The 20,976-nt window shown below is 43.2% G+C and carries 15 protein-coding genes, 1 tRNA gene and 1 riboswitch; of the genes, 7 read left to right on the top strand and 9 right to left on the bottom strand.

Translation table 11 applies throughout. The features are described 5' to 3' along the window. The first annotated feature begins 10 nt into the window (after positions 1-10). The gene (locus Bealeia2_RS08120; protein ID WP_331255236.1) at positions 11-994 is read left to right on the top strand and encodes an IS5 family transposase; all 984 of its coding nucleotides are present in this window, start codon (positions 11-13) and stop codon (positions 992-994) included. Between the two features lie 376 nt (positions 995-1,370). Here Bealeia2_RS08120 and rsmD read toward each other — a convergent pair whose 3' ends face one another. From rsmD to Bealeia2_RS08095, 5 genes are all read right to left on the bottom strand, one after another. Then, the gene (gene rsmD / locus Bealeia2_RS08115) at positions 1,371-1,925 is read right to left on the bottom strand and encodes a 16S rRNA (guanine(966)-N(2))-methyltransferase RsmD (RefSeq protein ID WP_331256541.1); all 555 of its coding nucleotides are present in this window, start codon (positions 1,923-1,925) and stop codon (positions 1,371-1,373) included. After that, the gene (locus Bealeia2_RS08110) at positions 1,922-2,653 is read right to left on the bottom strand and encodes a pseudouridine synthase (RefSeq protein ID WP_331256540.1); all 732 of its coding nucleotides are present in this window, start codon (positions 2,651-2,653) and stop codon (positions 1,922-1,924) included. Before Bealeia2_RS08110 ends, rsmD begins: the two co-directional genes overlap by 4 nt. Positions 2,654-2,656: 3 nt before the next feature. After that, entirely contained in the window at positions 2,657-3,373 is a 717-nt protein-coding gene (locus tag Bealeia2_RS08105; RefSeq protein ID WP_331256539.1) for a gamma-glutamyl-gamma-aminobutyrate hydrolase family protein, read from the bottom strand. Beyond that, the gene (locus tag Bealeia2_RS08100; protein ID WP_331256538.1) at positions 3,352-4,224 is read right to left on the bottom strand and encodes a BUD32 family EKC/KEOPS complex subunit; all 873 of its coding nucleotides are present in this window, start codon (positions 4,222-4,224) and stop codon (positions 3,352-3,354) included. Before Bealeia2_RS08100 ends, Bealeia2_RS08105 begins: the two co-directional genes overlap by 22 nt. 166 nt (positions 4,225-4,390) lie before the next feature. Next, on the bottom strand, positions 4,391-5,320 hold the full coding sequence (locus Bealeia2_RS08095; RefSeq protein WP_331256537.1) for a peptidylprolyl isomerase: 930 nt from the start codon (positions 5,318-5,320) through the stop codon (positions 4,391-4,393). Positions 5,321-5,635: 315 nt separating this feature from the next. Between Bealeia2_RS08095 and Bealeia2_RS10605 the strand changes: the two genes are divergently transcribed. Then, a complete protein-coding gene (locus Bealeia2_RS10605) occupies positions 5,636-6,004 on the top strand; it encodes a winged helix-turn-helix domain-containing protein (RefSeq protein ID WP_414437871.1) in 369 nt (122 codons plus the stop codon). A 92-nt stretch (positions 6,005-6,096) separates the two neighbouring features. Beyond that, positions 6,097-6,390: a transposase gene (locus tag Bealeia2_RS10600; protein ID WP_414437859.1), complete on the top strand. Its 294-nt coding sequence runs from the start codon at positions 6,097-6,099 to the stop codon at positions 6,388-6,390. On the opposite strand, the gene Bealeia2_RS08090 is transcribed toward Bealeia2_RS10600, so the two are convergent. The 3 genes from Bealeia2_RS08090 to Bealeia2_RS08080 form a co-directional block, all read right to left on the bottom strand. Beyond that, a complete protein-coding gene (locus Bealeia2_RS08090) occupies positions 6,299-6,514 on the bottom strand; it encodes a hypothetical protein (protein ID WP_331256536.1) in 216 nt (71 codons plus the stop codon). The genes Bealeia2_RS10600 and Bealeia2_RS08090 overlap by 92 nt on opposite strands. A gap of 37 nt (positions 6,515-6,551) precedes the next feature. After that, positions 6,552-11,387, bottom strand: a complete 4,836-nt coding sequence (locus Bealeia2_RS08085; protein WP_331256535.1) for an NAD-glutamate dehydrogenase — start codon at positions 11,385-11,387, stop codon at positions 6,552-6,554. 276 nt (positions 11,388-11,663) lie between these two features. After that, positions 11,664-11,957 (bottom strand): hypothetical protein, encoded by a 294-nt coding sequence (locus Bealeia2_RS08080; RefSeq protein WP_331256534.1) that lies wholly within the window; start codon positions 11,955-11,957, stop codon positions 11,664-11,666. 123 nt (positions 11,958-12,080) lie between these two features. Further along, a riboswitch (cobalamin riboswitch) is annotated at positions 12,081-12,272 on the top strand. A 189-nt stretch (positions 12,273-12,461) separates the two neighbouring features. Between Bealeia2_RS08080 and Bealeia2_RS08075 the strand changes: the two genes are divergently transcribed. The 3 genes from Bealeia2_RS08075 to acnA all read left to right on the top strand — a co-directional run bounded on the left by Bealeia2_RS08075 (position 12,462) and on the right by acnA (position 17,902). Then, positions 12,462-14,336, top strand: coding sequence for a TonB-dependent receptor plug domain-containing protein (locus Bealeia2_RS08075; protein ID WP_331256533.1), 1,875 nt, complete (start codon positions 12,462-12,464; stop codon positions 14,334-14,336). Positions 14,337-14,533: 197 nt separating this feature from the next. Further along, the gene (locus Bealeia2_RS08070) at positions 14,534-15,148 is read left to right on the top strand and encodes an energy transducer TonB (protein ID WP_331256532.1); all 615 of its coding nucleotides are present in this window, start codon (positions 14,534-14,536) and stop codon (positions 15,146-15,148) included. 42 nt (positions 15,149-15,190) lie between these two features. Further along, positions 15,191-17,902, top strand: a complete 2,712-nt coding sequence (acnA, locus tag Bealeia2_RS08065) for an aconitate hydratase AcnA (RefSeq protein WP_331256531.1) — start codon at positions 15,191-15,193, stop codon at positions 17,900-17,902. A gap of 131 nt (positions 17,903-18,033) precedes the next feature. On the opposite strand, the gene Bealeia2_RS08060 is transcribed toward acnA, so the two are convergent. Then, positions 18,034-18,123, bottom strand: a tRNA-Ser gene (locus Bealeia2_RS08060). A 569-nt stretch (positions 18,124-18,692) separates the two neighbouring features. Between Bealeia2_RS08060 and Bealeia2_RS08055 the strand changes: the two genes are divergently transcribed. Beyond that, on the top strand, positions 18,693-20,957 hold the full coding sequence (locus tag Bealeia2_RS08055; protein WP_331256573.1) for an Rne/Rng family ribonuclease: 2,265 nt from the start codon (positions 18,693-18,695) through the stop codon (positions 20,955-20,957). The last annotated feature ends 19 nt before the right edge of the window (positions 20,958-20,976 follow it).

Raw genomic sequence — 20,976 nt, 5'->3', positions numbered from 1 at the left:
GTGATCGAAAATGTCCTTTTTAAATCGTGAAGCCAGAGAGCGTTTAAAGAACAGTCAACTTATCCAAGCTTTTAGCCTTATCGACTGGGAGAGTGTAAAGCAAAATATGGGGAAACTAGGAAGATCTGGCTATGGCCCCAATGGGTACGTACCAGTCAATTTACTGAAGGCGTTGATTTTGCAGGCTTGGCATAGCTTAAGCGATGAGGGGTTGGAAGAAGCCTTGAGGGTTCGGTTGGACTTTATGGTCATCACGGGGTTGGAAAAGGTGCCTGATCATACGACGCTCTGTCGATTTCGCAACTTGTTGATCAGTCAAAACCTTTGGGAATACCTCCTTGCAATGATCAATTATCAACTAGAACAAAAGGGATTAAAAGTGAAAGAATCCCAAGGAGCGATTATAGATGCGACGCTTATCGAATCAGCGGCACGTCCTCGGAAAGAAATGGAGGGGATGGCTGTTGATCGTGAAGAAGACAAGGAATATGCTGTTGAAGAGCAGGTAACCCTTTCCAAAGATCCAGATGCCACATGGCTTAAGAAGGGGAAACGGAGCTATTTTGGGTACAAAGGCTTTATGGTCATTGACCAGGAGGACGGATATATTGATCAGGTTCACGTGACGCCTGCGCATGTCTCTGAAGTGAGAGAGTTGGAAGAGGTTGTGAAGAAGCGTCGAGATAAGAGGCTTTATGGAGACAAAGGGTATGCTTCCCAAGGAAACAAAGACTTGCTGAGGTCTAAGGGGATTAAGAACGGGTTGATGGAGAAAGCGAAAAGAAATAAGCCCTTAACCCATTGGCAAAAAGTATTTAACCGGATGATTTCGAAGATTCGATATAGGGTGGAACAAGGATTTGGAACCTTAAAACGAAAATTCAAATTCACGAGAGCATCCTATTTTACAACACCCAAAGTTCAAGGACAAATGGCCCTAAAAGCCATAGCCTTTAACCTCTTAAAGGCCACAAATAAGGTTGCTTATGGATAAATCAGGCGAGTTAAGTGAGTATTTGAGCAAAAAAAGAACAAAGAGACGAAGAAAAATATCATCCCCCTCAATTTAAAAAACTCAAAAATTAGCTTTTCAGGACCTCAGTTGGAATTTTTATTAATTATGCAATGGCCTTTACTATCAAATTTTCAGCATAAAATCAATTTGATTCAACGTGTTAGGAAATATTTCAGGGGCGACTAGGTGTATTTTCAGTAATCCGTGGATCCTCATCCAGTCCTCCATCAATAGGTTTTTTACATTTCCTATTCTTGAGGCCTGGTTTGGGTATGGCAATGGAGATGAGCCTCGCTACAGCGCAATTTGGGGGCGCGCTCAGCTCATCTCCATCCCTCCCAATTTTGTCTCACTTCTATCTGAACTCGGACATTTTTAAAAATAAAACATTTGAAATGCTCACATTTCTTTCTGCAATAATTTCAAATAGATCTGGAATTTCAATTTTCTCATCTTTTTGAAATTCAAGAACAAGGATTGTTTTTTCCGTCACCACATGCGCAGAAATCAAATGGGAAAGGGCACTTTCAATGAGCCCTTGTCCATAAGGTGGATCCAGAAATATAAGATCAAATGAGCCTTTGAGGGGCGTTTTAAGGAAATCACCTGAGATAATCGTTGCTTTCTTGTCCATATGACATTGGAGAACATTGTTGCGCACCAAATCTGAATTGTAATCCACAAATGTGACCTCAAGGGCCCCTCTTGAGAGCGCCTCAAGTCCGAGAGCTCCTGTGCCTGCAAAAGCATCTAAAACCCGCGTATTAGGTCCTGGCAGTCGTCCCATTTCAGGATTATGCGCTAAAATATTAAAGAGAGTTTCCCTCAAACGATCTGAGGTGGGACGAGCTTGGAGCGACTCAGGGGCGATTAATTTTTTGCCCCGAAGTGTACCCCCTACAACTCTCATTGAACACCCTCAAGCATTTTGCCCAAAGATTCTCGCAGCATTTTTTTAGAAACTTCAGAAATTTCCCCTGGCGTTAAGTTGCCCAATAAAAAGGGGCCGTAACTGAGGCGAATTAGACGACTCACGCTCCATCCAAAATGCTGCATAATTTTTCGGATCTCACGATTTTTTCCCTCTGTTAAGGTCATTGTAATCCAGGCATTGTGGCCTTGTTGACGGTCGAGTTGGGCTTCAATAGGGCCATAGTGAATGCCCTCAACAGTAATTCCAGATTTCAAACTTGAGAGCTGATCCGGCGTAGGCGTTCCATAAATACGCACGCGATAGCGGCGTTTCCACCCCGTTGAAGGCAGTTCGAGCTTGCGAGAAAGAGCACCACTTGTCGTGAGGAGAATGAGTCCTTCAGAACTGAGATCAAGACGGCCCACAGAAATCACGCGGGGAAGATCTGAGGGAAGGGCATCAAAAATGGTAGGACGATTTTTTTCATCTCGATGACTGACCACAAGTCCCACGGGTTTATAATAACGCCACACACGAAGAGCCTCTGGCTTGGCCAAAGGCATGCCTTTGACCACAATTTTATCCTCGGCCGAAACCAAAGTTGCAGGTGTTGTGACAAGCGCACCATTTAAAATGACCTGACCTTCCAGGATGAGTTTTTCGGCGTCTCGTCGCGAACACAGCCCTGCGTGAGCGATGGCTTTAGCGATGCGTTCTTTGGTCATAATTTAACTTTGCGCTGCAGCAAGGAAAGCTTCAAAAATGGCTCTGTCTTGCGGGGTGATGAAAAACTCGGGATGCCATTGCAGACCTAAACAAAAACGGGTTTCAGGCACTTCAAATCCCTCGACAACGCCGTCAGGTGCATGAGCATTAAAAACAATTCCTCGACCTGGATTTTTAATGGCTTGATGGTGGGCGCTATTAACGTAAATTTCGGAAGCCTTGGTGATTTTATGAAGGATTGAGTCTTCCAAAACTGTCACCGTATGGCTGACTTCATTGCGAGGATTGGGTTGTTCGTGAGGAATCTCAGTAGATATAGCATCTGGAATATGTTGAATGAGGGTTCCCCCTAAAACCACATTTAAAAGTTGCATCCCCCCGCAAATTCCTAAAATGGGGATGTTTTTCTCTAAGGCTATTTTCCCAAGTGAAAATTCAAAAGCTGTGCGTTTTGGATTGGGCTGAACGGTCTCCGATTTCGTCTCTTCCCCATAATATGAGGGGTCCACATCAAAGTTTCCACCGGTGATAATAAGACCTTGTACAAGATTCAAATAATCAGTCACATGATCAGGTTCATGAGGAAGAAGAAGTGGAATTGCGCCCAACTGCTGAACGGAACTCACATAATTTTCCCTAAGAGCATACCAGGGAAATTTTGAGTAACTCCCGGGTCCTTGAGAATCAACGGTAATTCCTATGATGGGTTTTTGGGACATTCGATCACCTTTAACGTGCTTTCAATAAGGGTTATGGCTTTAAGTAGTCTTACGCCATCTCGACCCAAGGGTACAATTTTTAAGACTTTAACAAAAGGGGAGACAATTTGAAAGATTACCCGCGCAATGCGATATGACCAACGCGGTCCCTGGTTTTTATAATTTTGAACGATGGCAACCATGTCCTGAGGGTCCTCAAAAAACTCACTGAGCGAAAAAAGAAATAATAAAAAATCTCGGGCTTGCTTCACAGACAATGGTCCATTTGGATTTTCTTCAAAATCAATAAATCCAATTTCGCGCGAAGTGGTAAGTGTCATATCACGAATTTCACCACGTCCATGCCATTGCCCTTTTTGATGGAGTGCGGCAAGCGCACCAGCGGCTTGAATTCCCAACTTCTTTTTATCTTCCAAAGACGCGAGTGCCATTAAAGAGTCAAGCGTTGGTCCCAAATCACTTAAGACAATCCACTGGGACGTTTTCTCTAAAATATTGGGAACAAAAACATCCTGCGCATGAAGGTGATGAATTCGATCAACTTCTGCTTTTAAAGTTTGAGCAGGCGAACACGAAAAAGTCGGACGAAAAAAAGGAATGGGTATCAAATCCACCAGGGCTTTTTTTAGGCACCCTTTCAGACCTGATTTTGAGGGATCAGGTCGTTTGGCCCAGGCTTTTTGAGCATTAAAATCGATGGAGACAATGTGCTCTCCTCGAAATGTCTCAAGAGACACTGGATTTGCAATTGCATTTCCCTGAAGTCCAGCACTCAGGAAAAAAACGAATTTCAAAACGGAATAAAAATGATCAAGTCTCATGATGACTTTGCTTATAGCATGCGCCCTCATTTATCAAAAGGTTTCTGTCTGAGTTCAAATAAAAGTGAGATAGGCTGGTATCACCTTTCCCCTAACACTCACTTCTATCTACACTGAGACAGATTAAATTCATTTTAAAAGCAAAAGCCCCAAGGAAAGATTCCCCGAGGCTTTTTTTATTAAACTGAGTGACTTATTATTTTTTTGGCGCTTCAGCTGGAGTTGGAGCTGCCGGAGCTGCAGATGCAGGAACCGCAGGCGCAGGAACCGCAGCAGGTGCTGCAGGTGCAGGAGCCGTTGGTAAAGGCTTGCCGTCTTTATCAAAAAGTTCAATTTTAGCCGTAGCACGCAAATCTTTCAAAAGCTTCAAAATCGCTTCTTCCGCCATAAGCGCTTTGAGCTCTTCTTTGGCTTCTTCAAATGTAGGGGCTTTAGCGTCACGCTTGTCTTCAACTTTAATAACATGCCATCCAAAGTCAGTTTTTACAGGTGTTTCATTGTAAGCACCAACTTCAAGAGCAAAAGCCACATCACTGAATTCTTTCACAACAGCGTCTTTTGTGATGTAACCCAATTCACCGCCGTCTTTGGCTGTACCATCTGTAGATTTTTCTTTGGCGAGTTTCGCAAAGTCAGATCCACCTTTAAGGGCTTTGACGATTTGTTTAGCTGTAGCTTCATCTTTAACCAAAATGTGGCGCACTTTGATTTCTTTTTCTTTAGGGAAATTTTTGACGATTTCGTCATATTTCGCTTTAATGGCTGCGTCTGTCACGGCACCTTCAATTTGCTTGGCCAAATAAGCCTGATCAATGAGCTGTTGCGTCATTTTTTGAACAGCCTCTTTGACTTTTGGATCATTAGCAAGGCCAGATCCTGCTGCTGCTTTTTCAATCAACTTGACATCAACCACTTGATTTTGCAGCACGGGGAAAAGTGTTTCCGCAGGGAGCTCTTGAGCTTTTTTAGGAAGCTTGTCTTTTTCAGCCATGACTTGGGAATAAGTAATATCTTTACCATCAACTTTGGCAACGATTGTATCGGAAGCTGGATCAGCGGCATTTAAAGGCGCACCCAAAACAAAACCCGCAATGAGAGCTGTTGAAGCTAATAAATGAAGTTTCATAGTCTTAATTCTCTTTCTTATGATGGCTGGGCTGAGTTCAGAGTATCGCGCCATCCTAGCGACACCTTTGATTCAAAAATAAAACATAATTTTCAATGAAGGACAAGTGGGCTGAATTCAAAATCGAAATGCAACTTATACCATTTATTATAAATAAGTAACAAATTTTACAAAAATATGCTGACCTTCCCTAAAATATGATAGGAGTAAGGGATGCAAGTTAACTGGCCAGACAACTTTGAAGAAGTATACAAACAACACGGATAACAAAAGTACGGCATTCGTTTGTTAGCGCTTTGGAAAATTCAATCAGGAATGAGTGAAGAGGTGGTTTGCGCTTTCATTGAAAAAAACCATAAAATAATTCTTATCTGGAGACGATCCTACGAATCTGGCGGGTTAGAGTCTCTCTTAAGTATTCGTAAGGGACGAGGAAAAAAAGCTCGTATAGCAAACCTAGAAACTCTACGGGAGGATATTCTATCCCTTCATAGCAATTGCTCAGGAGGTCGGATTAAATGTCAAAATATTGTTGATATGGTTGCCCAAAAATATAATGTCATCTATAGCACATCTGGCATGTATCATCTCTTGCATCGGCTTGTATTCTCATGGATTACCTCTCGTTCTCAACACCCAAAAAGAGATCCACAAGCACAAGAAGACTTTAAAAAAAACTTCTGAAAACAATAACAGATATTCTTCCAGAAGATGTTTCTTTAGATAAAGTAGACTTATGGTTTCAAGATGAAAGTCGCATAGGTCAACAAGGTTCTTTGACACGGATTTGGGCTATAAAGGGAACTCGTCCTCGAGCTGTTAGGCAACAGCAGTTTTTATTCAGGTATATTTTTGGCGCTGTATGTCCCTCACAAAAGAAAAGTGCTGCTATTATTGCTCCTTGTGCCAACGGATTCGTTCTTGAAGAACATTTAAAAGAGATAGCTCATCATATTCCCGAAGGGAGGCATGCTGTTGTTATAATGGATCGAGCCGGCTGGCATGCAACACAAAAAATAAAGATCCCTGCAAGCATTTCAATCCTTCATCTGCTAAAATTACAGCCCTGATTTGGTCACAGATGCGTCTGTCCCTTTCACGACGATGTTGGACTTTTAGACTGGCTCTTTCTTTTGGTGTCAAAAAATTCTTCACCTTTCTTTGCTGACACATTTCCAAATGTTTTTCAAACATTTATCTATAATTTTTTATTCGCGATGGGTATAGAGACCTAAACTAATCCTCCCTCGGCAAACCGCCCAAGCTCGCGGTTGGCTACTGTTAACATGGCCAAATCCACGGAAGGGGCACTCATGAGATCTGCCAATAATTTTTCAACATTGGGTGATTTCAAGAACTCTTCTTTGAAATGTCCGGAAGTCGTCAAGAGACAGTCTTGAGGGCTGTGGGAGGAAATGATTTTGAGCGTAAGTGATTTTTGGCTTAAGTAAAGCTCGTCAATAATCGTTGCAACCGCACTCTTCTGCCAACGGTTTTCCCCTGGAATTTCACCTGCAATGGCGCGGACCCAATCAAAGCCATAAGACTCCCCAATGGCAAAATAAATTTGAGCGACCCATTTCATATCCTGCCCTGTTTTTTGGGTCAGAACACTAATATCAGGTGCTGAAATTAAAGGATCCAATGAAATGAGTTTCATTGCTAAAGCCTCAGGAAGTCCATAATCAGCATAGATTGCCAATTTCTTTTTCAGTTTATCGCGATGACGAATGGGGAGATATGAAAAAGGATCTGCCTCTAAAAATACAAAGCCTTTTTCAAAGTCTTGAAGTTGACGTTCTGGATTATCATTGAGAATTTCGCCGCGCAAAAACCATCCTGTAAAGCGTTTCACAACTTTATAGACATAAAGCATGAGCTCATTTTGTGTGGTTGTTGAGAGTGCTTCAAGGGACTCAATATCTCGCCACAATTGGCTTAAGTTCAAAAGTTTTCGCACGACTAAATAGGCTTGAACAATTTGGGGAATCTCACGACCCGTCTCATTGTGCATTTCATTGACAAACGTCATGCCCATACGATTTACGACAGCATTGGTGATTCGCATATTGATAATCCCTCGCTTCAAAGGATGAAGGGGAATCGCCTCAGGGTAATGTTGTTGAATATAGGCTGGAAAATACTGTTGAACGCGTTCTTCCAGAAGGGATGATTCCAAAATATCCGCATTCCCAAGAGCTTTATTCAACGCGATTTTAGCATATGCCAAAAGGACGGAAAGTTCAGGACGCGTCAGGCCATGTTTATCCGCAAGTCGCCTTGAGATTTCGATATCATCTGGAAGATTTTCCATTGTGCGATCGAGAAGCCCTTGTTGTTCTAAATCCCGCATAAGGCGAGCTTGCTCGTCCAAAAGGTGAACGCCTTGAGACTGGGCCAAACTGATGGTTTGGTTTTGAAAAAAATTATCTTTTAAAACGAGTTTTGAAACATTATCAGTCATTTCGACCAATATTTCATTTCGTTTTTCAAGATTAATTTTGCCAGATTCTCTCAAAAGCCCGAGCAAGATTTTGATGTTGACTTCGTGGTCAGAACAATCGACTCCGGCCGAGTTATCAATAGCGTCAGTATTGAGGCGTCCACCGGACTTGGCATATTCAATACGCCCCAATTGTGTGACGCCCAAATTTGCACCTTCTGCAATAACTTTGGCTCGGATCTCTCGTCCATTGACGCGTAAATTATCGTTAGCTCGGTCTCCCACATCTGCATTGCTTTCTTCACGGGCTTTAATGAAAGTTCCAATTCCACCAAACCATATCAGATCAACTTGAGCTTTCATGATGGTGCGCACCAATTCATCAGGATGGATGGAATCTTGGGTAAGTCCTAAAAGATGTTTAATTTCGTGCGTTAATGTGACCGATTTTGAACGCCGTTCAAAAATGCCACCGCCTTTAGAAATCAGACTTCCGTTATAATCTGCCCATGAAGAGCGAGGCAGTTCAAAAAGGCGTTTGCGTTCTTGAAAACTAATTTCAGGATTTGGGGTTGGATCGATGAAAATATGCATATGATTGAAGGCTGCGACTAACTTCATATGAGAGGAGCAAAGCATACCATTTCCAAAAACATCTCCTGCCATATCACCAATGCCTACAACAGTAATGGGATCTTCATCGGCATTCATTCCCATCTCTCGAAAATGACGCCGCACGGATTCCCAGGCGCCTTTGGCGGTGATGCCCATTTTTTTGTGATCATATCCTTGAGATCCACCAGATGCAAAAGCATCCCCAAGCCAAAATCCGTACTCTTGAGAAACCCCATTCGCAAAATCGGAAAAGGTTGCAGTCCCTTTATCGGCAGCCACCACGAGATAAGTATCATCTTCGTCCCAGCGCACAACATTTGCAGGAGAGACAACTTTTCCTTTTACCAAATTATCTGTGATATCCAAAAGACCGCGAATGAAGTTTTGATAGCAAGCAACTCCTTCCTTCATAAAAGCTTCGCGATCTCCTTGAGGTGCCTTTTTTAAGATAAATCCACCTTTAGATCCAGTCGGCACAATGACTGCATTTTTGACCATTTGAGCTTTAACCAACCCCAAGACTTCTGTTCTGAAATCTTCCCGACGATCAGACCAACGAAGCCCCCCACGGGCAATTTTTCCGCCTCTCAGGTGCACCGCTTCAAAGCGTGGTGAATAAACAAAGATTTCATAAAGTGGGCGAGGCAAAGGCATTTCTTCAATGGCAGCGCATTGTACTTTAAAAGAAAAGTAGGGCTTGTTTTGGCCCTCAGCCTCTAGGAAATAGTTTGTACGAATGGTTGAGGTGAGGAGGTTTAAAAAGCGCCTTAAAAGCCTATCTTCATCTGGATTTGAGACCTCATCAATTTCTTTAAGGATGATGCCCAAAATCTCATCAGATTGTTTTTTACGATCGCCCGAAAGGCAGGGATCAAAGCGCACATAAAAAAGTTGAATGAAATGCCTGACAATTGCACCATGATTCAAAAGAGTTTCTTCCATAACCGATTGGCTGAAATTCACACGTAATTGCCAAAGATATTTGGAGTAAGCGCGCAAAATTTGCGCCTCTTTCCAGGTCAGCCCTGCGCGAATAATGAGACGATTGAATCCGTCATTTTCAACTTCATCCCGCCATATTTTTTGAAATGCATCGAGGAAATTCTCGGTCAGTGTTTCCATATCAAATGCAGGTTTTTCGCAAGGAACAATTTCAAATTCTTGAACCCAGATGACTTTTTGATTCTGATCCAAAGAAACTTTATAGGGCCTCTCGCTTATTACATGAAAATCAAGTTTTTCCAGCACTGGCAAAATCTGGGACAAGGGGATAGCCTCTTGCGGGCTGTAAATTTTAAAACGGATCGGATGATCTGTGTCCAAGAAAAGTCGAATGCGGATTTTATTTTCTTCTACCGTTTTTTGAATTTCTTCGATATCGAGAACGGATTCTTCAGGTGCTACATTTTCTTGATAGCCTTTGGAAAAGGCTTGCCCAAATTCCTCAAGAATTTCGATGCCAGCTACTTCGCCATGAGACATGTTGAGCGCTGTTCTCAAGCGGTCTTTCCAAGTTAATGTGGCCTCAATAAGTTCGATTTCGATTTTATCTTTGTTGAAAGCCTCAGGGGCCTTGTCTTGTAAAAGCATCACAAAATGGGCGCGCGCAAAAGCAAGCTCGCCTAACTCTGTATTCCAAGAGCGCGTGGTTGCATTGAGTTCTCTTTTTAAAATGGATTCGATTTTCAGACGTAGTTCTGTGTCATACCTATCCCGGGGGACATAAACCAAACAAGAAATTGTTCGCCCAAATTTATCTGATCTTAAAAAGAGCGTTGGCCTTTGGCGATTTTGAAGTTGAAGAATGGAAATGCTGGTTTCTGAGAGCCACTCCAAAGATCCTTGAAAAAGTTCATCTCTCGGGAAAGATTCAAGGATATGGATTAGGGCTTTGCCGTCATGCCATTCTTGAGAAAATCCGGATTGTTCGATGATTTTTTGAATTTTGCGCCTTAAAATGGGGATTTCACGGGCACTTTTTTTATACACAACAGAAGTAAAAAGTCCCAAAAATTGTGTGATCCCAATGACGTTACCATTGTCATCATAGCGCTTGATATTAATGGAATCCATTGGATCTCGCCTATGCACCAGGGAAACATCAGAAGTTTTCGTGATAATGATGGGCTCAGCTTCAAGCAGGAAACGAATGTTTTGCGGAGTAATCTCAATGCCTTGGAAAAGGCGTGCCACTTTGTGGGTTTCAATGTCATGAAGAACGCCGAGTCCTTCCCCCGCATTCAAACGTCCTGTGGAGTGCTCTGGATTTCCGCCTAAATCATACTGACAATAGCCCAAAAACGTAAAATTATTTTGCTTGAGCCATTCTAAAAATTCTAAGGATTCATCGATGGTTTCATTTGTTGTTTTTTTAGGCCTGTTGGATTTGAGATCCACAATGGATTTATCCAATTCAACCATCATTTGGCGCCAATCGCGCACCGCCAATCGAACATCATTAAAGACATTAATAAGTTCGGTTTCAAGCGCTTTGAGTTGTTTTTGAGATAACCGCTCAGAAATTTGACACCGAATAAAGGACTCATAATAAGCACCTTCAACGTCTTGATCCTTGGGATAAAGCCCCTCGAGTCCGCCTTTCGAATTGCGTTTTACTTTCAAAACCGGATGGACTACAAAATCAAGAGTATATCCCAAATTATTAATGGCGGCCGATAGTGAATCCACAAGAAACGGCATATCATCATTCACGATTTCAACAACGGTGTGGTTGGTGGCTCCCGTATGGATTTCGACCTTTTCGTGAACCAGCCGAATTTTGGCTTTGCCTTTCTCACGTGTTTCAATGAACTCAAGATATCCCAAAAGGGATAGGGTTAATTCATTAGCGTGCATTCCCAAAAGATCATCAGGGGCCACGTTCGAAAAATAACGTTCGATAAAAAAGGTTGAAAAAGTCTTGAGATTGGATTTAATCCCGGCGTTCACACCTGCAATCACATCTTGTATGGTTTCGTTTTTATACGTTTGTTTTTGAGCCAGTTCCATAGAATTCGACCTTCTGAAAATGTATTAAATTTTTCTGCATCAAGGATAACCGAGAATAGTATGAAGCCATAGAATAAATTTTTCGTTAAGAGAAGAGGGGTGTGAGAAAACGCTAGAAACGTTTCATGGAAAATTTGCCCCTGGTGAGTGCTCATAAAAAAAACAAACACTCACTTCGACCCGGATAATCTTCCTTAATGCCAGGACTATCTGAGGCTCAGAAGATTTCCGGGATAGACATGTAAAAACATTTTCCTACTTTAATGGAAGGAACGGTTAAATTATATTGCAGCAGGTTTTCTTTTTTTTGTCCGTAGACGTTGTCGAATTATCAATTGGAACTGTATTTAACGTTGTATTTGTCGTGGTAGGATTAGTTGACGTTACGTTTGAAATCGTACTTGTAGGTGTTGTTGTATTCGTTTCAGGATGGGGATTTTCTGTCACCTTCTGAGGAACTGTGGTGGTCTTTTCATTGTCGTCGGCACCTTCTTTTTCCACGGCAAAGACGGGTTGAGACAGCGCGCTGAAACATAAAGTCAGGATTGCAGCTTGCATGAATTTTGACATTAAAATATCTCCCTTTATTTTATTGTTATTGTTAGAATTCAATTCTACCCGATATAAACTCAACTGCAAAGAGAAAATATTAAGGAATTTTTCTCCCCCTTGACGGAGAGGGCGGTATCTGTTTTTCTAAAATCGAATCGAGGTTGTTGAATTTCAAAATTCGACTGAAAAGGGAACACGGTCCAATCCCGTGACTACCCCCGTAACTGTAGGCGGCGAGTGATCTTTCGGATGCCACTGGAGTGAAATCTGGGAAGGTGAAGGAATCATAAAGACCCGCGAAGTCAGGAGACCTGCCACGATGAGTCATCAGTCCTTCTGAGCGGTGGGCTCAAAGGTCACGGATATGCTTTCGGGCGACTTCGTTAGTGGTGACGCTTTGTCGTTATCGCTAACTTTATGGAGCTCCTGATGCTGCTGTACGCCTTATTTTTATGTTTTTCTCCAATTCTTGTCATCGTGAATGTGTTTCAGGATTTCATAAAAAAGATGCTAACCGGAACAATGGCGCGAGCCAAACAAGTTCAGCATGACCAAAAAAAGTATCTGCTTAAAATAATCAAAATTACAGTTCTTGGGTTTTTTCTGGCGACGTCCCTTTCTGCCACCGAATCCTATGAAGTCATCTCTACCTCTCTTTTTTCGGAAAAGAATACAGGAGGGGACACTCAAAATCTTAATCTTAAAGATTTGGAATCTATTCAAGAGCCTTTTGCGCAAAAACAATTAGAGAGGTTGCCCTCCCTCAATATAACGCCAACGGGGCCTCAAGGACGTACGATCGAATATACATTGCGAGGTGCCAAATCCTCTCAAAATGCCGTCTTTTTGGATGGTGTTCTTGTGAATAATCCTGCATCAGGCGGAAAATTTGATTTTGCAGATTTGCTCGTTGAGGATTTAGAGGAAATTGAGGTCTTACCTGGCGCCAATAGTGTGATTTATGGGGCGAATGCTTTGGGGGGTGTTATTCATCTCAAAACTAAAAAGGGACGTGGAAAACCACGTGGCCTTGCTAAAGGTGGGGCGGGAAATTTTAAAACTCAACAAGGTCATATTGAGGCCCAAGGAGAATTTCATAATCTCAATTTTTATGGGAGTGGTACAGGATATAAATCAGGAAAGGGTGATTTTCGCAATAAGGTCCACAATAATATTGAGAGTGATTATTATAGGAATTCCACAGTCTCCTCAAGTTTAGGGATGACTCCCAATGATAATACGGAAATTGGGGGATTCGTTCGGTCAATGGATGCGAATGTACAATTTGATAATTCTCAGTTTGTGCCATTGGAAAATGCTTATCTTCCCTTTGCCTCCGATTCCTTTTCCCATACGCGAACAACATTAGGGGGGATTCATGGCGACCTAAATTCTTTCGATAATTTTTGGGAACATCATCTTATATTGGGAGCAGCACGTACAAAACGAGAAACGACGACGCCTGGTTTTTCATCTCTTACGCAAGGCCAGAATTCTCACCTTAAATACTATGAAGATCTCAATTGGGCGTCGTGGACAACTTCTACGTTGGGCTTCGATTTGGGGCATGAAAAAGTACAAGACTCATTTTCAGGAAAGCATGATCGAGATCAACATGCCCTTTTCTTCCAGGAAAAATTTAAGCCGTGGAAATCTACTGAGCTCACAAGCGGCATTCGGTATGATCATTATTCATTTGGGGGACGTCGTGTGAATTATCGTTTGGGAGCTTCCCACACATTTGGAAATTCAAGGCTCCGGTCGAGTTTTGGCACGGGATTCAAACCCCCTGTTCTTTCTGATATGTTTAATATAGGACCTTTTGCATTACCTAATCCTCAGCTAAAAGCCGAAACCAATCACAGTTTTGATATGGGATTTGATCATAAACTCAATGAAAAATTTGAGGGGAGCTTTACTGTATTTTATAATCGCATTGAAAATATCGTCATAAGCCAGCGCGTGGGTAATCAATTTCAACGTGTGAATGGGGGACGAAGAACGGCACGCGGCCTTGAAGGGACTTTAGCACATAAACCTTTTGAGACTTTAAAATTGAGGACTTCCGCAACGCTAACCCGTGCCTATGATCACCATCTTCAAAAACGTGCCCCCAATATTTCAGTTCTAAAAGGTACCCTTGAGGCCTTCTGGAAGCCTTTTCAGAAGGTTGAGCTTTTTGTAACAACACTTTGCAAAAGCTCACAAATCGATGCTGTGACGTCCAAAATTCTCAAGCCATTTACTAAGGTAAATGTAGGGGGGAAGTATCATTTTTATGAGCACGTTTCTCTCTTTGGTCGCATTGATAATATAACAAACAGACAGTACGAGGAAGTCTTTGGATATAGCGTGCGGGGACGTCTTTTCCTCATGGGTCTTGAGGTGCGGACGTGAGCAGAGTTTTCCATCACGCATCGTCATCCCTGGATCAGATGATTTTGAAATACAAGACAAGTCTTGTCGTTCGATCATTGTCTGGGATGAAAGTGTTGGAGATAATTTCAAGATTTTTATCTGCCTCTTTCGGCCTCTTCTTCTCACTCCTCATTCATGGGGGGGCGCTTGTTTTGTTTTTGAGGGACCCCTCATTAATGCCGGCAGCTCCAGAACCTTCCCTTATTGCAGTTTCGTTTGTAAGGAGTCCCATTCAAGCAAAAGAAATTTTCATCAAACACTCAGAAAAAAATTACACTATTTTAAAAGCGGAGAAAAATAGGGAAAAGGGGGTTCCCTTAACTTCAGATCGGTCAGGATCTCAAAAAAAACTGTCAAAGCAATCTCAGAAGGACAATGCCGTAAAAGCTATTTCCAACAACAGTCACCCCGAAACTTTCCCGGGTTTGGTCCGAGAGTATTCAGAGCCTCAAAAAAAGAACTTGCAACCGGCCCAGCATGGCGGGGAACTAAACATTTCTTCCCCCCGGTACCACGCAGGTAGCCGCGAGAATCCTTTGCCAGATTATCCTTATGTCTCAAGACGACGTGGTGAGGAGGGTAAAGTCACCTGCTCTGTCAAAGTTAGCCCTGAGGGTCTTCCAGAACAGGTTGAGATCAGAGAAAGTTCGGGGCACGAAAGATTAGATCAGGCTGCACAAAATGTACTTTCTTCTTGGGTTTTTGAACCGGCCCAAAAGGATTTTGAAAAAATTTATGGATTTCTTGAGATTTCTATCACCTTTCGTCTTACAGAGGGGGTTAAGATCTGATAAGCTTTGTGAAAATATTTTTCTATTGGGGAGAACTAGTCAATGACCGCCAAGGCTCTGGATTCACTGAGAACGCGAAAAACACTTGAAGTTGGAGGGAAAAAGTACATCTACTACTCCCTTCAAGAAGCTTCAAAAACCTTGGGAGATATTTCCCACCTTCCTTATAGTTTGAAAGTTCTTCTCGAAAATCTTTTACGCTATGAGGATGGTGTTACTGTAAAAATCGAAGACATAAAAGCCTTGGCAGGTTGGCTCAAAGCTCAATCCTCAAATCACGAAATCGCCTATAATCCCGCCCGCGTTTTGATGCAAGATTTTACAGGTGTTCCGGCAGTTGTGGATTTGGCCGCGATGCGGGAAGCCATGAAATCCATGGGTGGGGATCCCTCTCTCATCAATCCTTTAGCGCCCGTAGATCTTGTCATTGATCACTCGGTCATGGTCGATAGTTTTGGCCGTGCAGATTCATTCAAACGCAATGTGGAACTGGAATTCCAACGCAACCAAGAACGATATAAATTTCTAAAATGGGGTCAAAAGGCCTTTAATAATTTCCGCGTGGTGCCTCCTGGAACGGGGATTTGTCATCAGGTGAACCTTGAGTATTTGGCCCAAGTTGTTTGGACCTCAAGCCAAAACGGAGAAACATTTGCCTACCCGGATACGCTTGTAGGAACAGACAGCCATACCACTATGGTCAATGGATTGGGTGTTTTGGGATGGGGTGTGGGTGGGATTGAAGCTGAGGCTGCAATGCTTGGTCAACCTGTCTCCATGCTGATTCCCGAAGTTGTAGGATTTCGTTTGGAAGGACAACTTCTCGAAGGTCGCACTGCAACAGATTTGGTTTTGACCGTCACACAAATGCTGCGTGAAAAGGGCGTAGTTGGTAAATTTGTTGAATTTTATGGGCCAGGACTTGCGCATTTAAGCCTTGCCGATAGAGCTACCATTGCCAATATGGCACCTGAATATGGGGCCACCTGTGGTATTTTCCCCATAGATCAAGAAACTCTCGATTATTTGGCCTTTACAGGACGGAATCGCGATCGGATTGCTTTGGTGGAAGCTTATGCCAAGGAGCAAGGTCTCTGGCGAGACGCAAAAGTAGACCCTATATTTACAGATACGGTTTTTCTCAATCTTGAAGATGTTGACTCAAGTCTTGCCGGACCCAAGCGTCCCCAAGATAAAGTCAAATTAGATGATGTTCCCGCCTCCATTCTCTCAGCGCTTATGAACGATAATAAAAAGTCAGATCCTCAAAAACGCTATGAAGTCGAAGAAGGGGAATATACCATTGGTCATGGGGATGTTGTGATTGCAGCAATTACAAGCTGTACCAACACCTCCAATCCGGCTGTCATGATTGGGGCAGGGCTTTTGGCGAAAAAAGCCAGAGAAAAAGGACTCACCCGCAAACCCTGGGTCAAGACGTCTTTAGCACCAGGAAGCCAAGTCGTTACCGATTATTTAAAAGCGGCAGGATTGCAAAAAGATCTCGATGCTTTGGGATTTGAACTTGTGGGATACGGTTGCACGACATGTATTGGAAACTCAGGACCTCTTCCTTTGGCCATTGCCCAAACGATTGATTATCATGAGCTCACCGTGGCAGCCGTTTTGTCCGGAAACCGAAATTTTGAAGGTAGAATTCATCCTCAAGTCAAACTCAATTATTTAGCCTCTCCGCCTTTGGTTGTGGCCTATGCTTTAGCGGGGTCGACTCTCGTTGACCTGACTGTGGAGCCTTTGGGAACGGATAAAGATGGAAAGCCCGTTTATTTAAAAGACATCTGGCCTTCTTCTCTAGAAATTCAATCCGTTATGAAATCTTCTTTAACACCAAAGATGTATGCCGATCGATATAAGAATGTTTTTGAAGGTGATACAGAATGGAAAAGCTTATCCGTTGAGGCTGGCCTGACATTTAATTGGGAACCCAAAAGCACTTATGTTAAAAATCCGCCTTATTTTACAAATATGGCACAAACACCCACAGATCCTCAAGATATCAAGAGCGCACGTGTTCTTGCAATTTTGGGAGACAGTGTCACAACGGACCACATTTCACCTGCAGGGAGTATTAAAAAAGACAGCCCTGCCGGACTTTATCTTTTGTCTCATGATGTTCAGAGTGTGGACTTTAACTCCTATGGATCCCGTCGTGGGAACCATGAGGTGATGATGCGAGGAACGTTTGCTAATATTCGCCTTAAAAATGAAATGCTGCATGATATTACTGGCGGTTTTACGCGCAATGTTTTGGACGACGAAATTCTTCCCATTTATGACGCATCTATGCGCTATCAAGAGGCAGGAATCCCCCTTGTAATTATTGCTGGAAAAGAATATGGCACAGGCTCTTCTCGCGATTGGGCAGCCAAAGGTACCGCTCTTTTGGGCGTTAAGGCGGTGATTGCGGAAAGTTTTGAGCGCATTCACAGATCTAATCTTGTGGGTATGGGAATTTTGCCTCTTGTTTTCACAAAAGGTATGACACATAGGTCTTTGGGTCTTGAGGGGACAGAGACTTTTGATATTCAAGGTGTTGAAGCCGGAATCACGCCAAAGATGATTTTGAACTGCACCATTACCCGAAAAGACGGTCGCAAGGAGACAATTCCGCTTGTTTGCCGCATTGATACGGAAAATGAGGTTTCTTACTATAGTCACGGCGGAATCCTGCCTTATGTGATGAGGAATTTGCTGAAATCTGGAAATTCAGAAAAAAAGAGAGCATTAGCTTAAGGGCGTTAATATTTTAAAGAATCCTGAGAAACGAGTCCCCTTGCATTTGGGAGTGGCTCTTTCAGGATGACAAATTTCTGTTAATTTAAAATTCGCCGAATGCAAAAAAAAAGCAGGAGGGCTAAAGGGTCTGGCGGAGAGAGAGGGATTCGAACCCTCGATACGTTTTACCGTATACACGATTTCCAATCGTGCGCCTTCGACCGCTCGGCCACCTCTCCGCAAATCAATTGGGGCAACTTAACTCAAATCTCGCAAAAAAGGCAATGGGTTTTCTCAACTTTGTAAGAGTTCATATAAAATGAGATTCAGGAGGGCTGAAGAATATGGTTGTGAATATGCTGCAAAGGCGTGAGATCTCTTAAATCTCATTTTATATGAACTCCTACACTACACAAAATTGAATTGTTATTTTTTTTCAATCAGGCTATGATGCCAACTGAACATAAACCTTTTGGTGTGGCGAAGCTTTGGTGGAGCAGTGGCTCCCTTGTCTTTCTTCCCGGACCAAAGGATGATTCAAGAATTGCGTTTTGAAACTAGAGTTTTGTGAACAAAAGAAAAATGCGCCGCGATATTAAAAATGACATCTGTCCTTGCGACACCTTGAAAAATGATCTTTCCTTGAGGAGAGGCCTTTCTTTTCGAGTGTTCGCCCCCCTATTTTCCGCGCGTGCAAGTAGGGAGATCACCTAGGTCTTCTCTCTTATATTGTTCATCTCTTTAGAATCAAACGCCTAACACTCCTTTTTTGGCAAATCCAAGAAGGGCAACTATGGAGTTACGTTTGATGTCGCGGAAAATGCTAATCGATGCTGCGCATAAAGAAGAAATACGCGTGGCAATTTTAGAAGGTGACCGTCTTGATGAATATGATTTTGAGACCACCACAAAAAAACAATTAAAAGGCAATATTTACCTTGCAAAGGTTATCCGTATTGAGCCTTCATTGCAGGCAGCCTTTGTGGAATTTGGCGGAAATCGTCATGGATTTTTACCATTTTCTGAAATCCATCCTGATTATTACCGTATCCCCATTGAAGATCGTGATGCCCTTCTTGAGGCCGCCCTTGCGCCCGAAAATACGATTGAGATTGACGTTGAGGACGAAAAAGAAGAGCCTGAAATCTCCCAACCTCAACCTGGACAAGTCGAGGTTTTGGGGGGTGAGGATATCGAAGAAGTTGAAACACAACCCAAGCGCGCAAAACCCCTTCGCCAATATAAAATCCAAGAAGTCATCAAGCGTCGCCAAATTATGTTGGTCCAAGTCGTAAAAGAAGAACGGGGCGGCAAAGGTGCTGCACTTACGAGTTATCTTTCCTTGGCCGGTCGTTATTGCGTTTTAATGCCCAATGCATTGCGTGGCGGTGGAATCTCTCGTAAGATCACGAATGTCAAAGATCGAAAACGCTTAAAGAGTATTATTGAAGAGCTGAATTTAGCTCCCAATATGGCTCTTATTGTAAGAACTGCAGGGATTGAGCGGACAAAACCTGAGATTAAACGCGATTGCGATTATCTGGTGAAATTGTGGCAAGAAATTCGTGAGAAAACTCTCAGCTCCATTGCGCCGTGCTTGGTCCATGAAGAAGGCGACATCATTAAAAAAGCGCTCCGTGATCAATACACGCGGGATATCGATGAAGTTATCATCGAAGGTGATGAAGGTCACAAAATGGCCAAATCTCTCATGAAGGCGTTGATGCCAAGTCATGTCAAAAAAATACAGCACTATGAACAAAACAATGTGCCTCTTTTTACAAAATTTGGAATCGAGCGCCAGATTGATGCGATTTATAACCCCATCGTCACCTTGAAATCCGGAGGTTATTTGGTTTTTGGAACAACGGAAGCTCTTGTCGCCATTGACGTGAACTCTGGAAAAGCCACCCGTGAGCGTCACATTGAAGAAACTGCTTACAAAACCAACTTAGAAGCCGCTGAAGAAGTGGCCCGTCAATTGCGCCTTCGGGATTTGGCCGGCCTTGTCATCATTGACTTTATTGATATGGACGAAAACCGTAATAATGAGGCAGTTGAGCGCAAACTCAAAGACGCGATGCGTTTTGATCGAGCCCGTGTTCAAGTGGGTCGGATTAGTCCTTTTGGACTTTTGGAGCTCTCGCGTCAGCGCCTGCGTCCCAATATTTTGGAATCAACGAGTACACCCTGTTATCATTGTCGCGGAACCGGAATGGTGCGCTCTGTGGAATCCTCAGCCCTTCATCTTTTGCGCAGCCTTGAGGAAGAGGCCACTTCAAAACGTTCTCAAGAAGTGAATGTTTTTGTTCCAACTGCAATTGCCCTTTATGTCTTGAACCAAAAACGTGCGAATTTACTCGAGCTTGAAAATCGAATGGGATTGCGAGTGATGCTTTCCCGTGACGATAGTTTAATTCCTCCAGACTTTAGAATTGAGAGGCTCCGAACGCTTCAACCCATAACTACGGCCGTTCCTGAAGTGGCTTCGATTCTAAAGGACGAAAAAGAGGATGAGGAAGTTCTTGCTCCAGAAGTTTTCCAGCAGCCAAGTCACAGAAATCCTCAACGACGTCCGCATAACAGACCTCCTCAGCCCCGTCGTCCTGAGAATCAAAGGCCCCTGCCTCCGGCAACGCCTTCTCCAACTGTTGCGCAGCCCGTAGAGTCTTCCCCTGTTGTGACTTCTGAAACTTCAGAAACGTCTCCATTTGAACCAATGACAGAGGGCCAGCGTGATTTTCAGCGGCCTAGAAAGTCCCGCTATGGAAGGCGCGGTCGTAAAGGGCCGCGTCGTGACGGGGCTGTTGCGGCTCAAGGAGAGGGCGCTCCCGCTTCTTTGGAATCAACCAGTCCTCAAAATACGGTTAGTGCTCCCACACAAGATTTTAAAATCCGCGCAGCCTCTTCAGACGTTCCAAAACCTGTGATGCCTTCAGCGCCCACCAAATCAAGGGAAAATGCACCTCAAAGTCCAGCTGTGTCTTCTGAAAAGCCGAAAACTCCAAAGGCAGCTCAACAGGCTGCTTCTCGTAAAGGGTGGTGGCAGCGCCTTATTGAAGGTGGAGAATAAGCGATCATTGAATCCTTAG

The organism is Candidatus Bealeia paramacronuclearis, assembly GCF_035607555.1.
Taxonomy (GTDB): domain Bacteria; phylum Pseudomonadota; class Alphaproteobacteria; order UBA9655; family UBA9655; genus Bealeia; species Bealeia paramacronuclearis.
The sequence above is the reverse complement of the archived record's forward strand: the minus strand, read 5'-3'. Positions and strand labels throughout refer to the sequence as shown.